Source organism: Prochlorococcus sp. MIT2309, assembly GCF_059772305.1.
On record NZ_CM186282.1, the window covers coordinates 1,164,969 to 1,189,657 of the forward strand.

Sequence of the window (24,689 nt, forward strand, 5' to 3'; positions counted from 1 at the left end):
ATAATGATGAAGTATTTGAGTATGGATTTACCTCTCTGAAAGCCTTAAAAACCCTCCAAATTTGCAATTAAATTTTAAAAACCTAATTATTGAAATAGTGAAGAAACCTCTTAATCAACAAAAACTTAGTGAAAATTTAAAACAAATGGCCATAGCGGAAGGGTTCGGACCAGTTGGAATAGCATCAATACCTGGTAGCTCGAGAATAAAATTACGAACAGCTGCTCTCGAAAGATGGCTTGATGCAGGTCATCAAGCAGATATGAATTGGATGAAAGCAGAGAGAAGATTAAATATACAAACTCTTCTAGAGGGAGTAAAAAGTGTTCTAGTTGTAGCTTTAAACTATTACGTTAAGTCTGAAAAAAAGAGTAATTCGTTATCTGTTGCACGTTACGCATGGGGCAATGATTATCACAAAGTCATAGAAAAAAGACTAAAAAAAATTAAGAATTGGTTATCGGAAGAATGCCCTAATTCAAAAAATCGTATTTGTGTAGATTCCAGTGCATTACTTGAAAAAGCTTGGGCAGAAGAAGCTGGAATTGGTTGGATTGGTAAAAATTCGACATTGATAAATTCTGAAAAAGGTTCTTGGTTCGTATTGGGATATTTACTAACCACTGAGGAATTAGCAGCTGATAAACCTAGTAGGGCAAACTGCGGGCAATGCCAAAAATGTCTAGATGCTTGTCCAACGAAAGCAATAACAGAACCTTTTGTGGTTGATTCAAACAAGTGCTTGGCCTACCACACTTTGGAAAACAGGAGCGAAACCATACCAGATCACATATCGCAATTGATGGGAAAATGGGTTGCAGGTTGCGACATCTGCCAGGAAGTATGCCCCTGGAATCAAAGTGAATTTAAAAGCAGTACAGATATTGATGTACAACCTAAGGAATGGATTACAAACATTTCAAAAGAAAATATTCTTAGTTGGAGTGATGATCAATGGAAAAGAAATTTACAGAAATCGACATTGAAAAGAATGAAACCCTGGATGTGGAGAAGAAATGCTAATGCTATAAAATAAATGACTTGGTAAAGGATTAATAAATGAAAAAAAAAATCATCTCTTTTAATAAATTAAAGTTTATTTCAATTGGACTTATAACAAGTTTTTTCCTTATAAATAGTTATTCAAATGGTTTCACACCCCAAGTATATGAACCAAACGTAAATGAACTAAAGTCTCAAGGGATAAATTTAGCAAGAACTGCTGCTCAGCTTTTATATTTTGGACAAACAGAAACAGCAAACCAAGTTGCAAATATGGCAATTAAATTAAATAAAGATAATGATCAAATATGGGCTATTTTAGCTGAAACAGAAATACTTTTAAAAAAATATGATAAAGCAAGATTTTCATTACAACAAGCCCAAAAAATCAAGCCAAATAAAGCAAATTATTATTTTAAAGAAGCTACTGTATGTTTTCTTACTAATGATATAAAAAATTCTATAAGAAAAATACGAAAAGGTCTCGAAATAGATCCACAAAGCGAAGATGGGTATTTCCAATTAGGAAATGCAAAAATCTTAGAAAATAATATAAAAAGTGCTTTACCTGCATTTAATAAAGCAATTGAATTGAAACCTGATTTTTGGCAAGCAATTAACAATAAAGCGCTAGTACTATATGAACTTAATAATAAAGAACAAGCTATAAGTTTATGGGAAAAAGTTTTGTCGATAGAATCAGATGCAGAGCCTATACTTGCATTAGCTGCTGCAAGATATTCAACTGGTAAAGAAAATTCTGAATCAATCAAATTTGCCATAAAAGCTTTATCTCAAAATCCCAATTATGTTTCAGAAAAATATCAAAAAGAACAATTATGGGGGAAAAAACTTCGAAATGCGACAAAAAAACTTTTAAAAGACGAGGCTCTTGTTGATACTGTAAATAAAGCATTTGTTAACTCAACGATAAAAAATGGCTCAGAATGAAAAAAAATGGTAGTAAAGGAAAATAATTACTAACCTAAAGCCGCAAGGCCTCTTTTTCTGAAATCTAGATGAAACGAGAGCGCCTAAATTCAATTTCGCTGCATCAAGAGATGCAACGCTCTTACCTCGAGTACGCAATGAGCGTAATCGTAGGGAGGGCGTTACCTGACGCAAGGGATGGATTTAAACCAGTTCAAAGGCGCATATTATTTGCTATGCATGAGCTTGGTTTGACTCCTGACAGACCATTTAAAAAATGTGCTCGAGTTGTCGGCGATGTACTTGGTAAATATCATCCGCATGGAGATCAAGCTGTTTACGACGCCCTTGTACGTCTAGTTCAGGATTTTTCATGCAGATACCCAGTTCTATCAGGACACGGAAATTTTGGATCAATTGATGATGATCCACCCGCGGCAATGAGATACACAGAAACAAGATTAGCTGAGATATCAAATGACGCAGTTCTGAAAGAAATTGATTCCGATACTGTGGAATTCTCCCCAAACTTTGATGGTTCTCAGCAGGAGCCAAATGTTCTACCAGCACAACTTCCATTTTTAATTTTGAACGGTTGTACAGGTATTGCTGTAGGAATGGCCACTAGCATTCCTCCTCATAATCTGAACGAAGTTATTGATGGATTATTAGCTCTTATTAAAACGCCTGAGTTAGATGACGAAAAACTTATTGAGCTTATTCCGGGTCCAGACTTTCCAACAGGAGGAGAAATATTATTAAGCGGTGGTATTAGAGACACCTACCTAAAAGGAAAAGGAAGCATCCCTATGAGAGGAATAGCTCACATAGAAGACGTGAATCCTGGTAAAGGAAAACACAAAAGAACTGGAATAGTAATAACTGAATTACCGTATCAAGTAAGTAAATCGGGATGGATAGAGAAATTAGCGGAGCAGGTTAATGATGGGAAATTAAACGGCATCGCAGACATACGCGATGAAAGTGATAGGAATGGGATGAGAGTACTTATTGAAATAAGAAGAGATTCTGATCCAGAAAAAATCCTTGAGAGTCTGTATAGAAAAACAAATCTTCAATGTAACTATGGGGCGATTCTTCTTGCTTTAGTTAATGGACAGCCTGTCCAATTAACACTAAAGAAATTACTAAATAATTTTCTAAATTTTAGAGAAGAAACAATTACAAAAAGAACTCAAAACTCTTTGAGAAAAATTATAAATCGTTTAGAAACTATTGAGGGGTTAATAAAAGCACTTAAAAATCTTAGGCTAGTTATAAGTTTAATTGAAGAAGCAAAAAATGTCAGTGAGGCAAGAACAAAATTAAAATCTGCGCTAAACATAAATGAAAAACAATCCGATGGAGTGTTAGCAATGCCATTAAAAAAATTAACAGGATTAGAAAAGCAAGCATTGCATCAAGAACTCAATGAATTAAAAGAGTCCAAAGAGAAATTAAGTTTAATACTAAAAGACAGAAAGGTATTGTTAAGGTTGATGAGTAGTGAATTTAAAAGCCTAAAGAAAAAATTTGGATCAGAAAGACGAAGTAAACTTATTGAAGGGGGAGATGAACTTTTAGCTATTAAAAATGCAAATCAAAGACCAAATAAAGAATTCCTTAGAAAACAAGCAATAGAGTCTCTACCTAAAGATGGAATAATTGTTATTCAGACAGATGATTTAATAAGAATAGCTAATAATAAGGTTTTAAATCGTTTAAAAACTGATGAAGATTTGAACCTAACGAAGGAAACGACTTTGCCCAAATTAATTTGCAAAGTTGGAAAAACTCCCAAAATTCTAGCTATTTCAAGAAGTGGTAAAGTAGGCATATTAAGGTGGGAATTTGCAAGACAAAAACTTGATTCACTAGAAAAATATTTGCCCAGCGGATTTAGAGGAGAAGAAATTGTAGATTTCATAACTATTTCCGATAATAGAAATAAAAGTATTGGTTTATTAACCAGTGATGGTCGTTTTAAAAGATTGAAGATTGAAGAAATTCTAGATATTTCTAATAGGGCAACTACCGTTTTAAAATTAAAAGATCAAGTATTTGTAAAAGCAACATTTATCTGTGAGGAAAATAAAGATATTATCATCTCTACAAATATTGGAAGAATTTTAAGGATGAGAATAAACAAAAATGATTTTCCATTAATGGGTAAACTTGCTCAAGGTCCAATTATCCTTCCTCTATTTCCAAATGAAAATATAATAGCTGCTTTCTGTTTAGAAAAAGAAACAGATAAAAATATTTTGCTTATAAGCAAAAAAGGAAGCCTTTTGAAATTGAATAGTAAATCTTTAAGGATATGCAAAAAAGGAGATCTAGGTGATCTAAAATTTAAAATAAAAAACTTTGATGATGAACTAATTTATATGTATTCAGGTAATACTAAAGGAATAATTAATACAAATAGAGGGAAATTAGGGCAAATATCTAAATCAAAGATTGATAAATTAGATTATAACAAGAAATATTTTAAACAATTTAATTTAGATGAAGATGAAGAGATAATAAAAATTACTCCTTTTACTAAAAATTTTGATTAAGACAAATACTCTTTTTCAACCCAATCTAAGTAATCTTTTGTGATGTTACCTGTAATATATTCTCCCGTAAAACATGAAAGATCTAAATGATTTACTTTTGAATCTGAAATAATGGCTTTTTTAAGATTATCAACATCTTGATAAACAAGTTGATCAATAGAAAGATAGTTAGCGATTTCATCAATTGATCTATTATGAGCTATTAATTCTTTTCTGGATGGCATATTGATTCCGTAAACATGAGCGTATCTTATTGGCGGAGCAGCAGAAGTAAAAATAACCTTATTAGCTCCAGCACTTTTTGCCATTTGAACAAATTGTTGTGAGGTAGTTCCCCTAACAATTGAATCATCGACTATTAATACATTCTTACCTTTAAATTCAGTACTCATGGCATTTAGTTTTTGCCGCACTGATTTTTTTCTTAGAGATTGACCAGGCATTATAAAAGTCCTGCCAATATATCTGTTTTTAAAAAATCCTTCTCTGTATTCTATCCCCAACTGCTTTGCTACCTGCATAGCAGCAGGTCGGGATGAGTCTGGAATCGGCATAACAACGTCTATTTCACCCAATGAAACTTCCTTTTTTATTGTTTCAGCAAGTAGGTTTCCCATCCTTAACCTAGTCTCGTAAACGGAAATACCGTTCATTATTGAATCTGGTCTTGCAAGATAAACATATTCAAATGAACAAGGATATAATTTGGAGCTATTGGAGCATTGATGTGAAAAAAATTCACCATTAATAGAAATAAATATTGACTCGCCTGGGTTTATATCTCGAATAATTTCGTAGTCATTATTTTCTAAAACTAATGACTCACTTGCAACCATCCATTCATTTTTAGAGCTAATTTTATCAATTCTACGTCCAATTACAAGAGGTCTAATACCATAAGGATCCCTAAAAGCAACAAGACCATGTCCTGCAATTATTGCTATGGAAGCATATGATCCTTCTACCCTTTTATGTAAAGAACTGACTGCGTTAAATATATTTTCAGGAGTAAATTCTTTTCCAACTGTTGATGATTGTAACTCTGTCGCAAAAACATTTAATAACATTTCTGTATCACTTGAAGAATTTGTATGTCTCCTATCATCTTTGAATAATTCGTTTTCTAATTTCCTGGTATTTGTGAGATTTCCATTATGAACTAAAACTATTCCATAAGGGGCGTTTACATAAAAAGGTTGAGCTTCTTCTTCTCTGTCTGCAGCACCTTTTGTCGCATAACGAACATGACCAATTCCTGTGCTGCCTAAAAGGGATCTCATATCTCTGGTTCGATATGCTTCTCTAACTTGCCCTTTTGCTTTATGCATATGAAAGACACTTTGATCCATAGTGACTATTCCCGTAGAATCTTGGCCTCTATGCTGTAATAGTAATAAGCTGTCGTATATTTGTTGATTTACTTGATCTGAAGCTACAACACCTACTATTCCGCACATATTAAAAATTCCTTAATCTATTTTTTGAACTATTTTTCCATTCTACGTGGGATAGCATTCTCATAACAAGATTGTAAATCTGAAATTGATAAATCTATCAATTTCTTATTTTCATTTCCAATAATTAATCTTTTTTCATTGACAACTTTACCTAATTTAGTTATATAAATTTTTTCTTTATTAGATTCATTAAAAGATTGTAAATTATCGATAATATTTTTATATTTTTGATTTGATGTACTTATCAGAAATCTAGGCCCACCCTCAGCAAACAGCGTTCGATCAATTCTAATACTCTCGCAATAATTAAGACAGATTTGAGCTCCAAAATTAGTTCCGATTGAGCACTCAGACAAAGCTAAAGCAATTCCACCCTTAGAGACATCATGAGAAGAAGATAGTAAAGATTTACTTACCAATGCCTGCATAAATTTTTGAACATGGATCTCGAAATCAAAATCAACAATAGGTGGTCTACCTGTTATCTTTCCATGAATATATTCAAGATAAGAAGTACCAGAAAGTGTTAATCTTTCATCAAGTTTATTATTACTTTCTAAAGGAAGTCCTACAAGAGCGATAACGTCATTATTATGTTTCCAACTAATTGTAGGTATATTACTTATATCTTCTAAAATTCCGACCATTCCAATAATCGGTGTTGGTTGAATTGGAAGTGTATTGTTATTATTTATTTTTGTCTCATTATAAAGAGAAACATTTCCTCCTGTTACTGGAGTTTTAAAAGCTTTACAAGCAGTTGATATTCCTCTACATGATGATGCAAGTTGCCAATAACCAATGTCATTTTCAGGTGATGAAAAATTTAGATTATCTGTTATTGCAATTGGTAAGGCGCCAACTGCAGATAAGTTTCGAGCTGCTTCAGAAACAGCCAAAATACTTCCCCTTTCAGGGTCTAAATAAACCCATCTATTGGGACAATCAACTACTGCTGCAATACCTTTAAGAGTTTTTTTTGTAGAGTCATTACCTTGTTGAGGTCTTAACCTTATTATTGCAGCATCAGATACACCTGGACCATGTAAAGTATTTGCTTGCACTTGATAATCATATTGATTATAAATCCATTTTTTTGAAGCAATTGAAGGATTATCTAATAATCTAATCAATGCTTCATTCCAACTTATTTGATGATTATCTTTATCAATAATCCCATAAGAATTTGATTCATTTAATTGTTTTTCATTCCAAAGCCAATGAGATTTAATGAAATCTGGCGGTTCTTTTAAAAGAGTATGATTTTCAATAGGAGTATCATCAGCTAAAGCAGAGGCTGGTATATTTGCAACAATAGAGTTTTTATGCAAAATTCTTACTACTTTTTCTTTTACTACTTTTCCAACTACTGATGCATATAACCCCCATTTTTGAAATCTTTTCATTAAGGTTTCTTCGTATCCAGGTTTAACTACAAACAACATCCTTTCTTGAGATTCAGATAATAAGAATTCATAAGCAGTCATGTTTTTTTCTCTAGCTGGTACTAAATCAAGATTCAATTCAATACCTACTCCGCCATTTGCTGCCATTTCAGATGAACTACATGTCAAGCCAGCTGCGCCCATATCCTGAGCAGCAATAACATCCCCTTCTTTAAAAGATTCCAAACATGCTTCTATGAGTCCCTTTTCAAAAAAAGGATCTCCAACTTGAACAGCTGGCCTATCTTCAAAAGAAGAATCTGTTAATTCGGAACTAGCAAAACTAGCACCTCCCATACCATCTCTTCCTGTTGTATTTCCTACGTAAACAACTGAATATCCAATTCCTTCTGCACCAGATTTGACTATATGATCAGTTTCCATTAATCCAAGGGCCATTGCGTTAACAAGAGGGTTTCCTGAGTAACTCTCATCAAAGGAAACTTCTCCTCCAACAGTGGGAACTCCAACGCAGTTACCATAGTGAGCTATTCCAGAGACAACTCCTGAAAGCAAGGAAGTATTCTTTTTAGAATCTAAAGGACCAAATCTAAGAGCATTTAATATCGCAATAGGCCTAGCTCCCATGGTAAAAATATCCCTAAGAATTCCTCCAACACCTGTAGCAGCTCCCTGAAAAGGTTCAATAGCTGAAGGATGATTGTGGCTCTCAATTTTGAAAACAAGTTTCTGTCCATCACCTATATCCACAACTCCTGCATTTTCTCCTGGTCCAACAAGAATTCTTGGTCCTTCAGTTGGAAAATTTCTTAAAAGGCTTCTGGAGTTTCTATAACAACAGTGTTCTGACCACATAACACCAAACATTCCTAATTCTGTTCTATTAGGAGGCCTATCAAGTCGTTTACAAATTTCAACGAAATCTTTATATTTTAAACCTTCTTTTTTTAACGAAGACTTGACGTCATATTCGACTTTGAATTTGTCTGATGAAATTAATTTATCAAACTCAACAGAATCAATTGATTTCATGTTTATATCCAAGGATCATTATCTCTCTTTGATGGAATCTCATCATAATCACTAAGAGTTTTTGAGTTTTCATTATATGGATTATCTACCCAATTATCTAAATTTTTATGATTAGTTTCGTATGTATTTTCTTCCCAAGGAGATTCGTCTAACCAACCCTCTATTTTTGTTGAGGCAATATCAGTCATCTCTTTTAATTGACTTCTAAATTCACGACTTTTATTCATAAAATCTTCTCTAACACTAGCCCTAAGCAATGGCAACTCTCCCAAATTATCTAAATTAGATAAAACTGCTCCGGGTTGCTGGTCTTTGATTTGAGTAATTTTTAGAGACCATCTGCTTGTCCCAGGTATTTTAGGATTACTTCTAGAAACAACGTAATAAAGAATACTTCCAGTAGACAATTCAAAAACAATATCAACTATAGAAGCTAAACGTTCCCCTTTATTATTTAAAAGATTTGCATTAATTAGTGTTGGGAGACGATCTAATGTTATTTGATCAGAAATAGAGGGAGTACCTTTAACAAATATTTCTGAATTATTTAATTTCTTTACTTGATCTAATCTCCAAACACTTCTTGTCATATTTAAAAGAGAAGATCCAGTTACCCAACCCAAAACTCTGTGAACAGGGGGATGCATCCATACAAGTAAACCTTTACCATGCTCTAACCCTTGATTACACCTGACATTTAGGCTAAAAAAATCTGTTAATAAGATGTTTTTTGGAATTGTCAATTTAACTTCTCATTTGTACCGGCATAACTAAATAAATATAACTAGTATTATCGCCTGAGGGTATAAAAATAGCAGGCGTAGTGGAAGTATTACATTTTAAAATAATTTCTTCAGAATTAATAACTTTTAAACCCTCCAAAAGGTATCGAACATTGAAAGCAATTTGATCAATATTACCACTAATATCAACAGGTAATGATTCGGTACAATTTCCAACATCCTGTGCATCAGCACTGATGGAAACTGTTTTAGACGAACTTTCAGTTGTTAATTTAACAATATTATTATGCTGATCGGCTAAGACTGCTACTCGCTCTAATGAATCTATAAAATCTTCTCTATTAAATTTCAGTTCACTAGAAAAATTGTCAGGAATTAATTGCAAATAATTCGGATAGTTACCATCTAAAGTTCGAGTAGTAACTATCTGATCAGAGGCCATGAAAACAACTTGATTTTTATCTAAGAAAAAACTAATAGTCTCTGAGTCTTTACAGGAAGAAATAAATCGTTCTACTTCTCTTAGAGATCTTGATGGAAGAGTAACAGAGAACTTATCATCAGTATCTATTTCGCTATTAGATGAATCTAAAACGTTTTTTAAATTATAAACAGACAATCTATGACCATCAGTAGCAGCTGTTTCCAACGCTGAACCTTCAAAATTTAAATTTACGCCGGTAAGTAATTGTTTTGCTTCATCTGAACTACTAGCAAATAAGGTTGATCTAAGCGAATTAACAAAATCAACTGATTTTAATTTAATAGGTTTTCCACTCTCTACCAAAGGTAATTCAGGAAAGTCATCAGCTGCTAAGCCTCTTACTTGATATGATCCATTTTTACTTTTAAGTTCAACTAGGTCTCCACTTTCATCAACTTCAAAAATTACAGGAGATTTGCTGGATAATTTTGAGACTATTTCGCCTAAAAGCTTTGCTGGTAAAGTTATTGCTCCACTTGATTCTACAGATGCATTTATAAAAGTTTGAATACCAAGGCTAAGATCAAAGCCCGTAAAACTCAATCTCCCAGTACTTTGATCAGCTGTTAGTAATACATTCGCCAAAACAGGAAGAGTTGGTTTAACAGCTACAGCTCTACTAACAAGTTGAAGAGCTGAATTTAAATCTGATTGAGAACAAGTGAGTCTCATTGAAAATTGAAATAAATGAAAGGGTTGATTTTCTTGCTCTAAATTTTAGTGGGATTTTATAATTAGGAATATTAAAAAAAAAATTGAAACTTTTTGTTCTTTTCTATTCTATATCTCTCTAATTAATTTATAAATACAGTAGTAGTAGGTCTTGAGGAAAATGTGGAAAACATTTCAAAAGCAATGCATATCTACAAAAAATAAAAAAATTGTTGTGAAAAATTTTTTCTTAATGTTGAAAAAACTTTGATTTATAAGAATTTTTTTTATTGACCTTCAAATATTGCACATAAGTTGATTTCTTTTTTTGCTTTTCCACAGCTAACTGTTGTTTCTTTTTAAGAAATCCCCAGTTAAAAACTTTAATTTATTTTTAAAAGCCCATCGCTTTTACAATTGTCTTGATATCCGGGTCAAGATTTCTTTGGAATACAGCATCGTTATTCGTGATTGCACAATCCGGATCTTTTAATCCGTTACCTGTAAGTACGCAAACAATTTTTGAATTTTTTGGGATTTTATTTTTGATTTTTAAAAGTCCTGCTACTGATGCTGCACTTGCTGGCTCACAAAAAATACCTTCTTCTTTACCAAGTATTTTGTAAGCTTCTACTATTTCTTTATCATTAACATCGAAAAAGTTTCCTTTACTTTCTTTTTTTACTATTAGAGCCTTCTCTCTATTTACAGGGTTTCCTATTCTTATTGCCGTGGCAATAGTTTCAGGCGATTCAACTACATTATCAAATACTAAAGGAGCTGAACCTCTAGCTTGAAAACCATACATCTTCGGAAGGAAAGTTGATTTTTTGTATTTTAAATATTCTTTAAATCCCATCCAATAAGCACTTATGTTTCCTGCATTTCCCATAGGAATACATAAAATGTCTGGAGCATTTCCTAAATATTCAATAATTTCAAAAGCTGCCGTTTTTTGTCCTTCCAATCTATAAGGATTTACCGAGTTAACTAGTGTAATTGGATATTTTTCTGAAAGTTCTCGAACTATATCTAGTGCTTTATCAAAATTACCTTTAATAGATAGAATTTCAGCCCCATATACTAAAGCTTGAGCTAGTTTTCCTTGGGCAACATAACCCTCTGGAATTAGTACAAAAGATTTCATTTTTCCTTTGCTAGCATATGCGGCAGCAGAGGCAGATGTATTACCAGTACTTGCACAAATAACTGCTTCGCAATTTTTTTCTTTAGCCTTACTTATTGCCATAGTCATACCTCTATCCTTGAAAGATCCTGTTGGATTTAGTCCATCGTATTTGACAAAAACTTTTGACCCATTTCCTATTAGCTCAGAAACTGACCGAATATAAATAAGTGGAGTTGATCCTTCGTGAAGAGTTATTATTGGAGTTTTATCACTTACCGGTAAGAAGTTTTTATATGCATGAATTAAACCTGGCCAATCATTGGAATATTGATTTTTACTAAATTTTCGTTTTATGGATTTGAATAATGACATTTTAATTAAAATTGCTGCTCTTTAGTTTTTCTAAAGGAGAACCAGTGAAAAATTCTACAAGATCTGTCATTGATTCAACTTTGTTTATAACTTTACTTAAGGCTGTGTAGTTAATTGCCATGTTTTTATTTGGATATGATTTAAAAAAATTAATCATATTTAATTTTCCATTTCCCTGGACAATGGCATTTATTACACCCGCTTTAATAGCAGGATTACTCATTTTGCTACCCGGATATTTATTTGGGTAAATAATTTTTCCTATTCTCGATATTATGACATTTCCTATTTTGCTATTTAATAATTTGCTTGTAAGAACTATGGGTAAATCAAATTCCTGGCTTAATAAATCTGACACTTCATCTTGATTTTGATTAGTGATACGCATCAGATTTTTTAAAGTTCCTGTAGCTTTTCTTTGCTCGGCAAGAATTTCTAATTCTTTGACAGGTATTGTTCTGCTCAAAGTTCCTTTATATATCATTATATTTTCTGCTGCTTTTGTATTTGTTTCTGTTATGTGCAAGCTAATAAATATTAAATAGATATATAAAAAATTTCTCATTTATTGAACAACTCCTGCTGTAACCTTTATTAAACGAACCATACTTTTCTCACCAGCTTTTTTTACAATTGATAAACTCATTTTTCTTGTAAGTGGTTCTTTTAAAATCCTTGGTAATTTTTTTATAAATAGATTTCTATTATAACCTGGTAAGCTATTAATCACAGAAAATACTTTTTTTATAGGATTTATTTTATCTTTAGAAACTGTACTATTTTTTTTGATACTCGAATTGTAAATAGTATCAGATCTAATTTGTTTTGGCAACTTCATATTTATTTTCTTTATAGTTCTCCAACTTGCATTATCAATATTTTTTACAATGTTTTCAGTTATTTCATTTCTAAGAATTTGTCCATTCTTTGAATATATGAAACTTATTACTTGCTCAACTAATTCTTCCAGATTCAGATCCGTTTGTTTAGTTGCACTGTCAACCAATTCTTCTAGTCTATCCCACATAAATATATTACCGTCAAAAAGCATTTCTTTTAAACTATCTCTAAGTTGTGGATCTGAGTCTTCTATTAATCTTTTTGCAAAGTAAGGATACGCGGCTCCAAGTATCTTAAAATTAGAATCCACACTTAGGGCTATTCCTTCAAGTGTTATGAGAGATCTAATTATTAGTGCGTAATATGGAGGCAATTGAAAAGGGAATTTATACATTACTCCTGATAAATCATCCGTGACGCTTTTGAAATCCATCTTATTAACGCCTACTTCAAGGGCACTTGTAAATACTGTCTCAAAGGCTGGCACAATTGGTTCAAGATTTACTTCTTCTGATAAAAATCCCAGTTGAACAAAATCCTTTGATAATTTATCGAATTTTTTATTTACTAGATGAACTACTGCTTTAATCAATCCTGTCCTAGATTCTTTTGTAACTTCACTCATCATTCCAAAATCTAAATAGCAAAGTTTGCCGTCTTTAAGAGCCAGGATATTTCCTGGATGGGGATCAGCATGAAAAAAACCATGCTCTAAAAGTTGCTGAAGACTACAATTTACTCCGATATCTATCATTTCTTGAGGGTCAATTCCCAGCTTTTTTACATCCTCTATATTTGTAAGTTTTGTTCCATCAATCCATTCCATTGTTAATACTCTTCTACTCGTTGCATTTCTATAGATCTCAGGAACGCATATCCTTTTGTTGTTTTTGTGCAAAAGTTTGAATTTTTCTGCATTTGAAGCTTCGTTTAAATAATCCATCTCTTCAAACACTCTTTTGCCTAATTCATCGATCAACGCTACTAAATCGCTCCTTATAAGTCCTATATTTGATTTCAACCAATTTGCAATATTTCGGACTATGTAAAGATCCAAAGTTATTTGTTCCCTTAATCCAGGCCTTTGTACTTTCACAGCTACTAATTTGCCGTTTTTTAACTTACCTTTATGAACTTGACCCAATGATGCTGCAGAAATCGGTTGCTCATCGATTTGCTCAAAAATATCCGATATCTGTTCGCCTAAGTCGTCCTCAATGCAAGCCATGGCAAGTTTTCCATCAAAACCTGGTAGTTGATCTTGTAGCTGTGCCAGTTCTTCTAATAAAACCTGCGGAACAATATCAGGACGTGTAGATAGTGCTTGACCAGCTTTTATAAAAGCTGGTCCTAACTCAACAAGTAAATTAGTGGTTTCATTAGCTCTCTTTTTTGCTATTTCCTCTTTCTTCAGAGCACCTCTAAATTTGTCCCACAAGACCCCAATCAATAAAAGAATTATTGGTACCAGCGTTTGCCATAATCTATTTATTAATCTAACAGGGTTTTTTTGATAAATTCTTCTAATAGCCTCCGGGTCATATTCAAGAAGCCCTGACGCTTCAATAAAATCATTTAGTTCTTGGGTCATATTTTACGGCGGTTTAATTTACCCCTTCTATTTCATAGAGAGTCTAGCTACTGTTCATGTGGTTATTGAGTTAAAAGTGCTTGTAAATCTAAGATTTGAAAATATTGCACTTCTGGAAGCGCAAGAAATAGAGGTTAATCCTGGTTTGACCGTCATTACAGGCGAAACAGGTTCAGGCAAGTCAATTCTTCTAGATGTAATTGATGCATTATTAGGTGGAGAAAAAATAACCTCCTCAAGGTTACTTAGTCCAGGTAAAAATAAATTTTTTATTGAGGGTACTTTTCTTTCTAATTCTTTTGTTCGAAGTTGGGGTCTTCGACATAGTATTGAGATTGAGCAAAATGAAATTCTTATTAGCAAAGAATGGAAGCTTAAAGATGGACACCTAAAAAGCCGAACCAAAGTAAATGGAATTTGTGTGAATAGGAATCAAATTAAAGAACTTAGATCAATCCTAGTTGATTTTACTTTTCAAGGTTATTCTCTAGAGCTGAGTAATACAACTAAACAATTACAAAGTCTAGATGATATTGGTTCTATTAATCTTAATAAGATTAAGTCAAGTGTTAAATCTCATTGGGAATTATTTAAATCAACATCAATAGAATTTACTAAATCAAAAAACGAACTTGATCAAAGTCTTTTGAAGGAGAAGGAATCGCAAGAGATTTTACATGAATTAGATATGTATAATTTGGTTGATTCAAATGAATTAGAAAAATTAGAAATAGAAGAAAATAAATTGTCAAATTCTTTAGAATTAACTAATTCTTTACAAAAAATAGTTTACATATTTAGTCATGGTAATGATCAATTACCTTCTTTGTATGACCAAGTATCTACAACTATTTATGAATTTAAAAAGCTACTACAATTTGATAATTCGCTAAAAAAAGTTTTTGAAGATATATCTGATATTGCACAAAATATTAAAGATTCATCAAATCAAATTGAAGATTATTTGCAAATACTTGAAAGTCATCCAGATAAACTTGAAGAAATTCAATCTAGGATTAATGACCTTAAAAAATTAACTCGAAAATTTGGTTTAAATATCAATGAACTAATTAAAATGAGAGATAGACTTAGAGATGAGATTTTTTCAAACAATATTCAAGATACTTATAATACTTTGAAAAGTAAACTAGAACTTCGGCAAAAAGAATACAATGATAAAGCGTCTGAGCTTAGCCTTGCCAGGCAATTAGTTGCAACAAATTTAGAAAAGTCCCTGTGTAAAGCATTACAAGCATTAGGGTTAAAAGACGTACGTTTTTCTATACAGTTTTCTAAAAAAGATCCAGATCAAAATGGATTCGATTATGTAAACTTTTTGTTCTCTGCAAATCCTGGACAGCCTTTGAAGCCATTGCAAGATATTGCCTCTGGTGGAGAAATGTCCCGGTTTGTACTGGCACTTAAGAGTGTTATTTATAAAAATCAAAGTCCCAGCGTTTTTATTTTTGATGAAATTGATTCAGGCGTAAGTGGCAAAATTAGTGAAGCAATAGCTGAAGTTTTAAAAAAACTTTCAAAGCATGGACAAGTTTTATGTGTTACTCATCAACCGCTAGTTGCATCTTTTGCACAAAATCATTTAACTGTTGTGAAAACCATAAAAAATGGATCAGCTTTTTCAATTGTTAAACAGCTTAACGATTTTAAGGACAGACAAACAGAACTTGCAGAGCTGGCTGGTGGAAATATTGCTGAGGCAAAGATTTATGCAGCTAGTCTGCTGGAACAACAAGCTGCATAATTTATTGATATGTCATTAGAATGATTAGCTTATATATCTTCCCAGATGGGAACCTCTAAATCCAAAGCAAAAAAAAATACATTCCTAGAGCAATCCTCTTTGGATGATGTTATTCGTATCCGAGGAGCACGACAGCACAATCTTAAGAATGTTGACCTCACAGTTCCACGAAATCAACTAGTTGTTTTTACTGGTGTTAGTGGAAGTGGTAAGAGTTCCTTGGCATTCGATACTATTTTTGCTGAGGGGCAACGTCGTTACGTCGAGAGTTTATCTGCTTATGCAAGGCAATTTTTAGGACAAGTTGATAAACCAGATGTAGATGCAATTGAAGGTCTCTCTCCAGCAATTTCCATAGATCAGAAATCCACGAGTCACAATCCCAGATCGACTGTTGGAACAGTCACGGAAATTCAAGACTATCTAAGACTGCTTTTTGGACGAGCTGGAGAACCTCATTGCCCGCAATGCTCTAGACCTATAAAACCTCAAACAATTGATGAGATGGTTGATCAAATTTTAACTTTGCCCGAAGGGACTCGTTATCAATTGTTAGCACCAGTAGTTAGAGGTAAAAAAGGGACTCATGCAAAGTTACTTTCTGGTTTGGCTGCTGAGGGGTTTGCCAGAGTAAGGATAAATAAAGAGGTAATCGAGTTATCTGACAATATTGAGTTAGATAAAAATTTAACGCATTCAATAGAAGTTGTAGTTGATCGTTTAATAGCTAGAGATGGAATTCAGGAAAGATTAAATGATTCCTTGACTACCACTCTCAAAAGGGGTGACGGCCTGGCAATAGTTGAAGTTGTTCCTAAAAAGAATGAGGAGCTCCCTGAAGATTTAGAAAGAGAAAGATTGTATTCTGAGAATTTTGCTTGTCCAGTTCATGGAGCAGTTATTGAAGAATTATCTCCTAGATTATTTTCTTTCAACAGCCCATATGGTGCATGCTCGGAATGTCATGGAATTGGCTTTTTAAAAAAATTTACAGTAGATAGAGTTATTCCAGATCCTTCATTACCTGTTTATGCTGCTGTTGCACCCTGGAGTGATAAAGATAATTCTTATTATTTTTCATTGTTATTTTCAGTTGGTGAGGCATTTGGTTTTGAAATTAAATCTTGTTGGAAAGATTTAACTGATGAACAAAGAGAGATATTACTTCATGGAAGTAAAAAATCTATCTTAATTAAAGTTGATAGTCGCTACAGTAAAAGCTCGGGTTTTAAAAGACCTTTTGAGGGAATTTTACCAATACTTGAAAGACAATTAAAAGATGCGAGTGGTGAATCAGTTAGACAAAAATTAGAAAAATATTTGGATTTAGTACCCTGCCAATCTTGTTCGGGTAAAAGGCTTTGCCCTGAGGCATTGGCTGTAACAGTTGGTTCTTTTGCTATTACTGATCTTACCTCTACCAGTGTTTTAGAAACTCTTGAAAATGTTGAAAAATTGATGGGAGTAGGTAAGGCTCACTCAAAAGCACCCTTGTTATCTTCTCGGCAAATCCAAATTGGTGAGCTTGTTTTGAAAGAAATACGTTTACGTCTCCAATTTCTTCTTGATGTTGGTTTGGACTATTTAAGCTTGGATAGACCTGCGATGACATTGTCTGGTGGAGAGGCTCAAAGAATAAGATTAGCCACCCAAATAGGAGCAGGTTTAACGGGGGTTCTATATGTTCTTGATGAACCTAGTATTGGACTTCATCAAAGAGATAATGATAGACTTTTGGCAACTCTTAAGAGACTTCGAGACTTAGGTAATACATTAATTGTAGTCGAGCATGACGAAGATACAATTAAATCAGCTGATTATGTGGTTGATATAGGTCCTGGTGCCGGAGTACATGGCGGGGAGATAATTGCTCAAGGTTCACTTCAAAATCTCTTAGAGGCTAAGGACTCACTCACAGGTGCTTATTTAAGCGGCAGGTCTTCAATACCTACTCCGTCACAAAGAAGAGAAACTGGCAATAGAAACGTACGTCTCGTAAATTGTGATAAAAATAATCTTAAAAACATCTCTGTAGACTTCCCCCTCGGTAAACTTGTTTCAGTTACTGGTGTAAGTGGAAGTGGTAAAAGTACTTTAGTTAATGAATTATTACATCCAGCTCTTTCTAATCACCTTGGTTTAAAAGTTCCTTTCCCGAAGGGTTTAGGTGAATTGAAAGGCGCACATTCTATTGATAAAGTAATAGTAATAGACCAATCACCAATAGGGCGGACACCCCGTTCAAATCCAGCAACTTATACGGGAGCTTTTGATCCAATTAGACAAGTTTTTGCTGCATCTGTCGAGGCAAAAGCTAGGGGGTATCAGGTTGGTCAATTTAGCTTTAATGTTAAAGGCGGTCGATGTGAAGCCTGTCGGGGTCAAGGTGTAAATGTTATAGAAATGAATTTTCTCCCAGATGTTTACGTACAATGCGATATTTGTAAAGGTGCAAGATTTAATAGGGAAACACTCCAAGTTCGTTTTAAAGGGCATACCATATCCGATGTTTTAGAGATGACAGTTGAACAGGCAGTTGACGTTTTTTCTGCGATACCGCAAGCCGCTGATAAACTTCGAACATTGCTAGATGTTGGATTAGGTTATATCAAACTAGGCCAATCTGCTCCTACTTTATCCGGCGGTGAAGCTCAAAGAGTAAAACTCGCGACTGAATTGTCAAGAAGAGCAACGGGAAAAACACTTTATTTAATTGATGAACCAACAACTGGATTGAGTTTTTATGATGTTCATAAATTGATGGATGTTATTCAAAGACTAGTGGACAAGGGAAATTCAGTAATAGTTATCGAACATAATCTCGATGTTATTCGATGTTCTGACTGGGTTATTGATCTGGGACCTGATGGTGGAGATAAAGGTGGGGAAGTGATTATTTCAGGTACACCTGAGCAAATTTCCACGAATACTAAAAGTCATACAGCAAGATATTTAAAAGATGTGCTTGCATTGCACCCTCCCAAAAAAGTCAAGAAAAAAACGACTTAATCTTGTATACATAACTTAGTAATCTTTTTTTTTCTGTTTTTAAATGACAAATGGTTTCCTTAAAAACTAGTTCACCATTGTATTTATGATTTTCATAGTAAATCATCTCCTAATTGTTATCTTTTCTTAAGTTTTGTTCACTCAAAAATCAGCTATGTAACTTCCAGTAATTGGAGATGTGACATGGGCTTGCAACTCCTACATTTAAATCTTCATGGGTTAATACGTTCCCATGATCTTGAATTGGGTAGAGATGCAGATACAGGAGGCCAGACATTATATGTTTTGGAATTGATCAAGGGTTTAGCTTTACGTCCCGAGATTGAAAAAGTAGATCTAGTTACTCGTTTAATTGATGATCGTCGAATTTCATCTGATTATGCTCAATCAACTGAAGTTATTTGTCCTGGAGCAAAAATTCTTAGAGTTCCTTTTGGTCCAAAAAGATATATCCGAAAAGAGCTTTTATGGCCATATCTTGATGAATTAGCAGATTCCCTAGTAACGTATCTCTCTCAGCAAGAGAGATTGCCTGATTGGATTCATGCCCATTATGCAGATGCTGGTTATGTAGGTTCTCTAATAAATCGCCGACTTGGCATCCCTTTAGTTTTTACTGCTCATTCTCTAGGTAGAGAGAAACAGCGAAGAATGCTTGCCGCTGGAGTGGATCATGTTCAAATTGAGCAAAATTTTTCTATAAGTCGTCGAATAGAGGCAGAAGAATTAACTTTGTCTCATTCGAGTTTAATAATAACAAGCACCAAGCAGGAAGCTGATCATCAATACGCAAGATACGGTAAATCAAATTTAAATCATATTGAGGTTATTCCTCCAGGTGTCGACTCGAAGCGTTTTCATCCAATACAACTTGAAAAAGAAAATAAACATGTTGACGATTTATTTCGGCCATTTCTCCGAGAGCCAAGCCTTCCACCCCTTCTTGCAATATCTCGAGCTGTTCAAAGAAAAAATATACCCGCTTTAGTAGAGGTATATGGGCGATCGACTATTCTACGCCAGAGGCATAATTTAGTTTTAGTTTTGGGATGTAGAGAGGATTCTCGTCAATTGGATAAAGCACAACGTGATGTTTTTAATCAAATTTTTGAGTTGGTTGATCGATATGATCTCTATGGAAAAGTGGCTTACCCTAAACATCATCGAAGAGAGAATATCCCATCAATATATAGATGGTCTATGCAAAAAAAAGGATTATTTGTTAATCCTGCTTTGACTGAACCATTTGGTCTAACTTTGCTTGAAGCAGCAGCATGCGGGCTTCCAATTGTTTCTACTGATGATGGTGGCCCCCGAGATATTTTGGCAAGTTGTAAAAATGGTTTATTGGCTGATGTAACTGATTTAGAGGAATTGCAAAATACATTAGAAATTGCTGGTTCAAAATCATCTCAATGGCAAAAATGGAGTTCAAATGGCATTGAAGCCATTTCACGATATTTCAGTTGGGATGCACATGTTTGCAAATATGTAGGTGCAATGAAAAATCGCATTCATTTGTCAAGTCAGAGGGATTTACCTTTGAACCTAAAAGATCAAAAAAGTGATTTTGGAAAACGTTTATTAGTTTTGGACTTAGATTGTAATTTGGAGGAAATAGAAAAGAAAGGATTGTCCATATTGAGGGAAAATCTAGCTGAGTCCTCGCATTCAGAATCTAATAAACTTGGAATTCTCACTGGTAGGTCAATTAAAGCAGCAAGATATAGATTTTCTGAACTCCATATGCCTGACCCTGTTGTTTGGGTTTGTAGAGCTGGTACAGAAATTTACTATCGAAATGAAGAAACAGAGGATTCATTGTGGAAATCTTCAATTGGTATTGATTGGGATAGAGAAGAGGTGTGCCGAGTTCTTGGGGATTTTTCTGATCAGTTATCACTACAATCAGATGACCAACAGGGTCCTTATAAAGTTAGTTTTCTTTTAAATGAACCTGGCGAAAAAATATTGCCATTGGTAAGAAAACGACTACGTCAAAGTGGCGTAGCTGCCATGCCTTTTTTGCGTTGTCATTGGTATCTTGATATTCTGCCTTTAAGGGCATCGCGCTCTGAGGCAATACGATATTTAGCACTTCGTGCAGGATTGCCTCTAGAGCAAATTTATGTTGTCGCTAGTCAGCAAGGTGATGCAGAGTTAATTGGTGGTTTGACAAGTGTTGTGGTTGCTGCTGATCATGATCCTTCACTTGATAAATTTAAATCTCAAAAAAGAGTATTTTTTGCATCTAGTTCGAAAGGAGGATTGATAAAAGGACTGAATTATTATCGTTTTTTCTAAGGCAAAACTTTAAAAAACCTCAATTGAATTCGCAGCTCTAAATGCTTTTGCTTTTGCTTTTTCAACATTTTTATCTGAAGCAAGCGCAACTCCCATTCTTCTTCCTGATCTAGCTGTAGGTTTTCCAAAAAGTAATATTTCCGTATTTGGCTCTTTTAGAGCATCTTCAATACCTCTAAAATTAACTTTACTCAATTTCTTTTTTGAAAGAATTACTCTGCTGGCACTAAAGGAATGTCTTTTTATTTCTGGTATAGGAATCCCTAAAATTGCCCGTAAATGGAGCTCGAACTCATTTAAATTTTGACTTATCATTGTCACTAATCCTGTGTCATGCGGACGAGGAGATAATTCAGAAAAAATGACTTCTTTACCCTTAATAAAAAATTCAACTCCAAAAATTCCTTCACCATCAAGTGAGTCAGTAATTTTTTTTGCCATTAATTGAGCTTCGTCAAGTTGTTTTTTTACCATCTCAGCAGGGTGCCAACTTGATTGATAGTCACCATTTTCTTGATGATGTCCAATTGGCTCGCAAAAAAGGGTTCTTCCATGTCTTTGTTTTATTGTTAAAAGTGTTATTTCAAAATCGAAATTTATAAATTCCTCAATTATTACTTTTTGAGATTTTCCACGAGAATATTTTATAGCATTTTCCCACGAATCCTGAAGTTGTTCCGTGGATTTAACTAAACTTTGGCCTTTCCCAGATGAACTCATTATGGGTTTAACTATTAAAGGAAATTTAAAACATTTTGCCTTATCTATTAGCTCATATTTATCATTTGCATAAGCAAATCTAGCAGTATTTAAATTAAGTTCATTCGCTGCTAAATCTCTAATTCTATCCCTATTCATTGTTATTGCGGTAGCTTTGGCATTAGGTATGACTTTAATACCTTTTTGTTCGACTTTTAGCAGAGTGTCAACAGCTAATGCTTCTATTTCTGGTACTACAAAGTCGGGATGTATTTTAATTATATTTTCTAATAAAATGTCTTCATTGGCCATATCAAAAACCAAATATTCATCGGCTAATTGCATTGCAGGTGCCTTCTCATATTTATCGCAGGCAATAACATAACAACCTAATCTTTTTGCGGCAATAGTAAATTCTTTGCCTAGCTCCCCACTACCAAGAATCATGATTTTTTTTGGAAAGTAATTCATTTAGTTAGCCTCATAAGATTGCTGCAAAATTTTTCAAAAAGCTAATCATAATCTTCTGGAATAAGAAGAAGTTGTTTGAAGATAGGTTCTTCATTAACAAAACCCCACTGTTTAAATATTTGTGGATCAGAATGAATTATTAATTGTCTATTATTATCAGTCTTTAATTTAAAGCCATCTCCAGAAAGCTTTCTCATCAGTCTTGCGGATTCTTCAAATCTAGACGCCATTGCTTCAAGAGAGGAACAATCGCTTGTCAGACCAGTTTCTTGCCAGGTGAAATAGCTCATTGCTTTGATTAAGTAATTAGTGTAAAAAACAATGCTGTGCAAATTAAGAATACAGTGACAAGCCAAAAGTTTTTTACAATCACAGCCTCATTTGTCCCCAGCATTTCAAAATGATGGTGTATTGGGGCCATTTTGAAGACTCTTTTTCCATATCCATAGAGTTTTTTCGATAATTTGTAGGTTCCTACTTGGATAATTACTGACACTGATTCAGCTAGAAAAACTCCTCCCATAATTAAAAGAGGTAACAGATTGTCTGAAATTAAAGCTATACCACCAAGAGTTGCCCCCATTGACAGGGAACCAGTATCGCCCATGAATATTTTTGCTGGTTTAATATTATGCTTCAAAAATCCAATCCAAGATCCAGACATAGCAAAACAAAGGTTTGCCAACGCAATATCAGAATTTATGTCTCTACAGATATGTATTCCTAATCCTGCAAAAATAAGTGATCCACATCCAGCGGCTAATCCATCAAGCCCATCAGTAAGATTTGTCGAATTACTCTCAGCAACAAGAACAAATAATGAAATTGGCCAGATTAACCAGCCGGTTTTCAAATCGTTGAAGCTAAAAAATGATATATCTGAATTGATCCAGTTATTGTGATAACTCCAAAAAATAAATAATGAACTTACCAATATTTGGATGATTAACTTATTTTTGGGCGTTAAACCAACACTATTCTTATTAATCAGAATTTTCCAGTCGTCTATTAACCCAATGAACATAAATGCTATTCCAAGAATGCTAATAGAGAGAATCCTATTTAAATCTGGAGAATTTATATTTATTAAAATACCTATAAAAACTGATATTGGAACTACAATAATCCCACCCATTGTAGGGGTTCCTTTTTTATTCTTGTGAGAGTTTGGCCCATCACTTCTAATTATTTGCTCTAATTTAAATTTTTTAAAAAGAGGTATTGTATATTTTAAAGATAAATATGCAATTATAGAGGAAATAATAAATGAATTAGTTAGGCCATGATAATTATCGGAAGATTCAAAAAATATTGAAGATATTAATATTATTGAGTACAAAAAATATATCATCTATAACTTAAACAAGATAGATCTTTTCTTTTCGATCTAAAAAATTAATCTTCCCAATCATCATCTGATGTTTCCTCCTCCTCTGTTTTATAGTCCTCTTTCTCTCCCATCAGAGCTGAGAGTTCTTCTTCTTCTATTGTGCTGATTTCTTGTTCCGAAGAATCTTCGTCAGCTACAAGTCTTCCAGTTGACTCAAGCCAAGTTAATAGATCAGGTTCTTCTCTGAGGGGAAGAACCGGAGCTGGGTCATTTCTTCCATACCGTGTAAGAGCAGGGTTTATGTTGTCAAGGATACTGGTGTCAACTTTCTCAAGAGCACTTTTTTTGTTATCTAATTCCAATCTAGTAAAGTAGGTAGTAATAGATCCATATTACATTATTTTGCTTCTAAAGACCTCATTAATTCTTATCGTTTGGGGCTTGGCACTAATAATTAGCTTCGTGTTGCGTTTATGGGGATCAGTTCATTTGGAACCTTTTCTTGTGAGACCAGCAGTTTTATATAGCCTACTTTTTGGACCTTCTTTATTCCTAGCAATATATATATCTATTGCTTTTTTTAGAATTAGCTCTGATAAGAACAAAATTCTTGAATAAGTTAGTCATGCAACTTTGTATTTCCTTATCAAATTTTTAGTGAGATATTCATTTACCCTTGCTTTTACAACGAATGCTGATGCAGCTAATGGGCTTGTTTTTGGTAAGGATATAGAAACTTGGTTGATTTATACTCTCGTTCTTTTGGGGTCTATGTCCATTGCATATTTGATTGTATGGGGAAGAGGCATGGTCAAAGAAATGAAATCAGGAAAATCAATAAAACAACCATGGGATTAGTAATTTCATGTTTTATTTTGTTTATAAGAGTTTTTTGCACTCTTAAAGTTTAAACTTT

General features: G+C 33.6%; 18 protein-coding genes. 7 read left to right on the forward strand and 11 right to left on the reverse strand.

Annotated elements, in window-relative coordinates:
• Window positions 1-145 precede the first annotated feature (145 nt).
• The 3 genes from queG (at window position 146) to AC6EJA_RS06460 (ending at window position 4,493) form a co-directional block, all read left to right on the forward strand.
• On the forward strand, window positions 146-1,036 hold the full coding sequence (gene queG / locus AC6EJA_RS06450; RefSeq protein WP_498503566.1) for a tRNA epoxyqueuosine(34) reductase QueG: 891 nt from the start codon (window positions 146-148) through the stop codon (window positions 1,034-1,036).
• Between the two features lie 23 nt (window positions 1,037-1,059).
• Complete coding sequence (locus AC6EJA_RS06455; protein ID WP_498501846.1) at window positions 1,060-1,953, forward strand: tetratricopeptide repeat protein; 894 nt, start codon at window positions 1,060-1,062, stop codon at window positions 1,951-1,953.
• Window positions 1,954-2,021: 68 nt separating this feature from the next.
• Window positions 2,022-4,493 (forward strand): DNA gyrase/topoisomerase IV subunit A, encoded by a 2,472-nt coding sequence (locus AC6EJA_RS06460; RefSeq protein ID WP_498501847.1) that lies wholly within the window; start codon window positions 2,022-2,024, stop codon window positions 4,491-4,493.
• Here AC6EJA_RS06460 and purF read toward each other — a convergent pair.
• The 7 genes from purF to AC6EJA_RS06495 form a co-directional block, all read right to left on the reverse strand.
• Entirely contained in the window at window positions 4,490-5,950 is a 1,461-nt protein-coding gene (purF, locus tag AC6EJA_RS06465; protein ID WP_498501848.1) for an amidophosphoribosyltransferase, read from the reverse strand. The genes AC6EJA_RS06460 and purF overlap by 4 nt on opposite strands.
• Before the next feature lie 29 nt (window positions 5,951-5,979).
• Entirely contained in the window at window positions 5,980-8,388 is a 2,409-nt protein-coding gene (gene purL / locus AC6EJA_RS06470; protein WP_498501849.1) for a phosphoribosylformylglycinamidine synthase subunit PurL, read from the reverse strand.
• Window positions 8,389-8,390: 2 nt separating this feature from the next.
• Window positions 8,391-9,131 (reverse strand): PRC-barrel domain-containing protein, encoded by a 741-nt coding sequence (locus AC6EJA_RS06475; RefSeq protein ID WP_498501850.1) that lies wholly within the window; start codon window positions 9,129-9,131, stop codon window positions 8,391-8,393.
• 1 nt (window position 9,132) lies between these two features.
• Window positions 9,133-10,287, reverse strand: coding sequence for a DNA polymerase III subunit beta (dnaN, locus tag AC6EJA_RS06480; RefSeq protein WP_498501851.1), 1,155 nt, complete (start codon window positions 10,285-10,287; stop codon window positions 9,133-9,135).
• A 373-nt stretch (window positions 10,288-10,660) separates the two neighbouring features.
• Window positions 10,661-11,767 carry a threonine synthase gene (thrC, locus tag AC6EJA_RS06485; protein ID WP_498501852.1) on the reverse strand — a complete coding sequence of 369 codons (1,107 nt, stop codon included), beginning with the start codon at window positions 11,765-11,767 and terminating at the stop codon, window positions 10,661-10,663.
• A gap of 1 nt (window position 11,768) precedes the next feature.
• Window positions 11,769-12,332, reverse strand: a complete 564-nt coding sequence (locus AC6EJA_RS06490; protein WP_498501853.1) for an alpha/beta hydrolase — start codon at window positions 12,330-12,332, stop codon at window positions 11,769-11,771.
• A complete protein-coding gene (locus AC6EJA_RS06495) occupies window positions 12,333-14,198 on the reverse strand; it encodes an ABC1 kinase family protein (protein WP_498501854.1) in 1,866 nt (621 codons plus the stop codon).
• A gap of 76 nt (window positions 14,199-14,274) precedes the next feature.
• Here AC6EJA_RS06495 and AC6EJA_RS06500 point away from each other — a divergent pair, with 76 nt between their 5' ends.
• The 3 genes from AC6EJA_RS06500 to AC6EJA_RS06510 all read left to right on the forward strand — a co-directional run bounded on the left by AC6EJA_RS06500 (window position 14,275) and on the right by AC6EJA_RS06510 (window position 21,273).
• A complete protein-coding gene (locus tag AC6EJA_RS06500) occupies window positions 14,275-15,960 on the forward strand; it encodes a DNA repair protein RecN (protein WP_498501855.1) in 1,686 nt (561 codons plus the stop codon).
• 45 nt (window positions 15,961-16,005) lie between these two features.
• Window positions 16,006-18,969 carry an excinuclease ABC subunit UvrA gene (uvrA, locus tag AC6EJA_RS06505; RefSeq protein ID WP_498501856.1) on the forward strand — a complete coding sequence of 988 codons (2,964 nt, stop codon included), beginning with the start codon at window positions 16,006-16,008 and terminating at the stop codon, window positions 18,967-18,969.
• Between the two features lie 183 nt (window positions 18,970-19,152).
• Window positions 19,153-21,273, forward strand: coding sequence for an HAD family hydrolase (locus tag AC6EJA_RS06510; RefSeq protein WP_498501857.1), 2,121 nt, complete (start codon window positions 19,153-19,155; stop codon window positions 21,271-21,273).
• 9 nt (window positions 21,274-21,282) lie between these two features.
• On the opposite strand, the gene purT is transcribed toward AC6EJA_RS06510, so the two are convergent.
• The 4 genes from purT to AC6EJA_RS06530 are packed head-to-tail and all read right to left on the reverse strand — an operon-like array spanning window position 21,283 to window position 24,135.
• The gene (purT, locus tag AC6EJA_RS06515) at window positions 21,283-22,443 is read right to left on the reverse strand and encodes a formate-dependent phosphoribosylglycinamide formyltransferase (RefSeq protein ID WP_498501858.1); all 1,161 of its coding nucleotides are present in this window, start codon (window positions 22,441-22,443) and stop codon (window positions 21,283-21,285) included.
• Between the two features lie 41 nt (window positions 22,444-22,484).
• Window positions 22,485-22,733, reverse strand: a complete 249-nt coding sequence (locus tag AC6EJA_RS06520) for a hypothetical protein (RefSeq protein WP_498501859.1) — start codon at window positions 22,731-22,733, stop codon at window positions 22,485-22,487.
• Between the two features lie 8 nt (window positions 22,734-22,741).
• Window positions 22,742-23,782 (reverse strand): phospho-N-acetylmuramoyl-pentapeptide-transferase, encoded by a 1,041-nt coding sequence (gene mraY / locus AC6EJA_RS06525; RefSeq protein ID WP_498501860.1) that lies wholly within the window; start codon window positions 23,780-23,782, stop codon window positions 22,742-22,744.
• A 56-nt stretch (window positions 23,783-23,838) separates the two neighbouring features.
• On the reverse strand, window positions 23,839-24,135 hold the full coding sequence (locus tag AC6EJA_RS06530; RefSeq protein WP_498501861.1) for a DUF3134 domain-containing protein: 297 nt from the start codon (window positions 24,133-24,135) through the stop codon (window positions 23,839-23,841).
• A gap of 295 nt (window positions 24,136-24,430) precedes the next feature.
• Here AC6EJA_RS06530 and AC6EJA_RS06535 point away from each other — a divergent pair, with 295 nt between their 5' ends.
• A complete protein-coding gene (locus AC6EJA_RS06535; protein ID WP_498501862.1) occupies window positions 24,431-24,631 on the forward strand; it encodes a cytochrome B6 in 201 nt (66 codons plus the stop codon).
• Window positions 24,632-24,689: the final 58 nt, after the last annotated feature.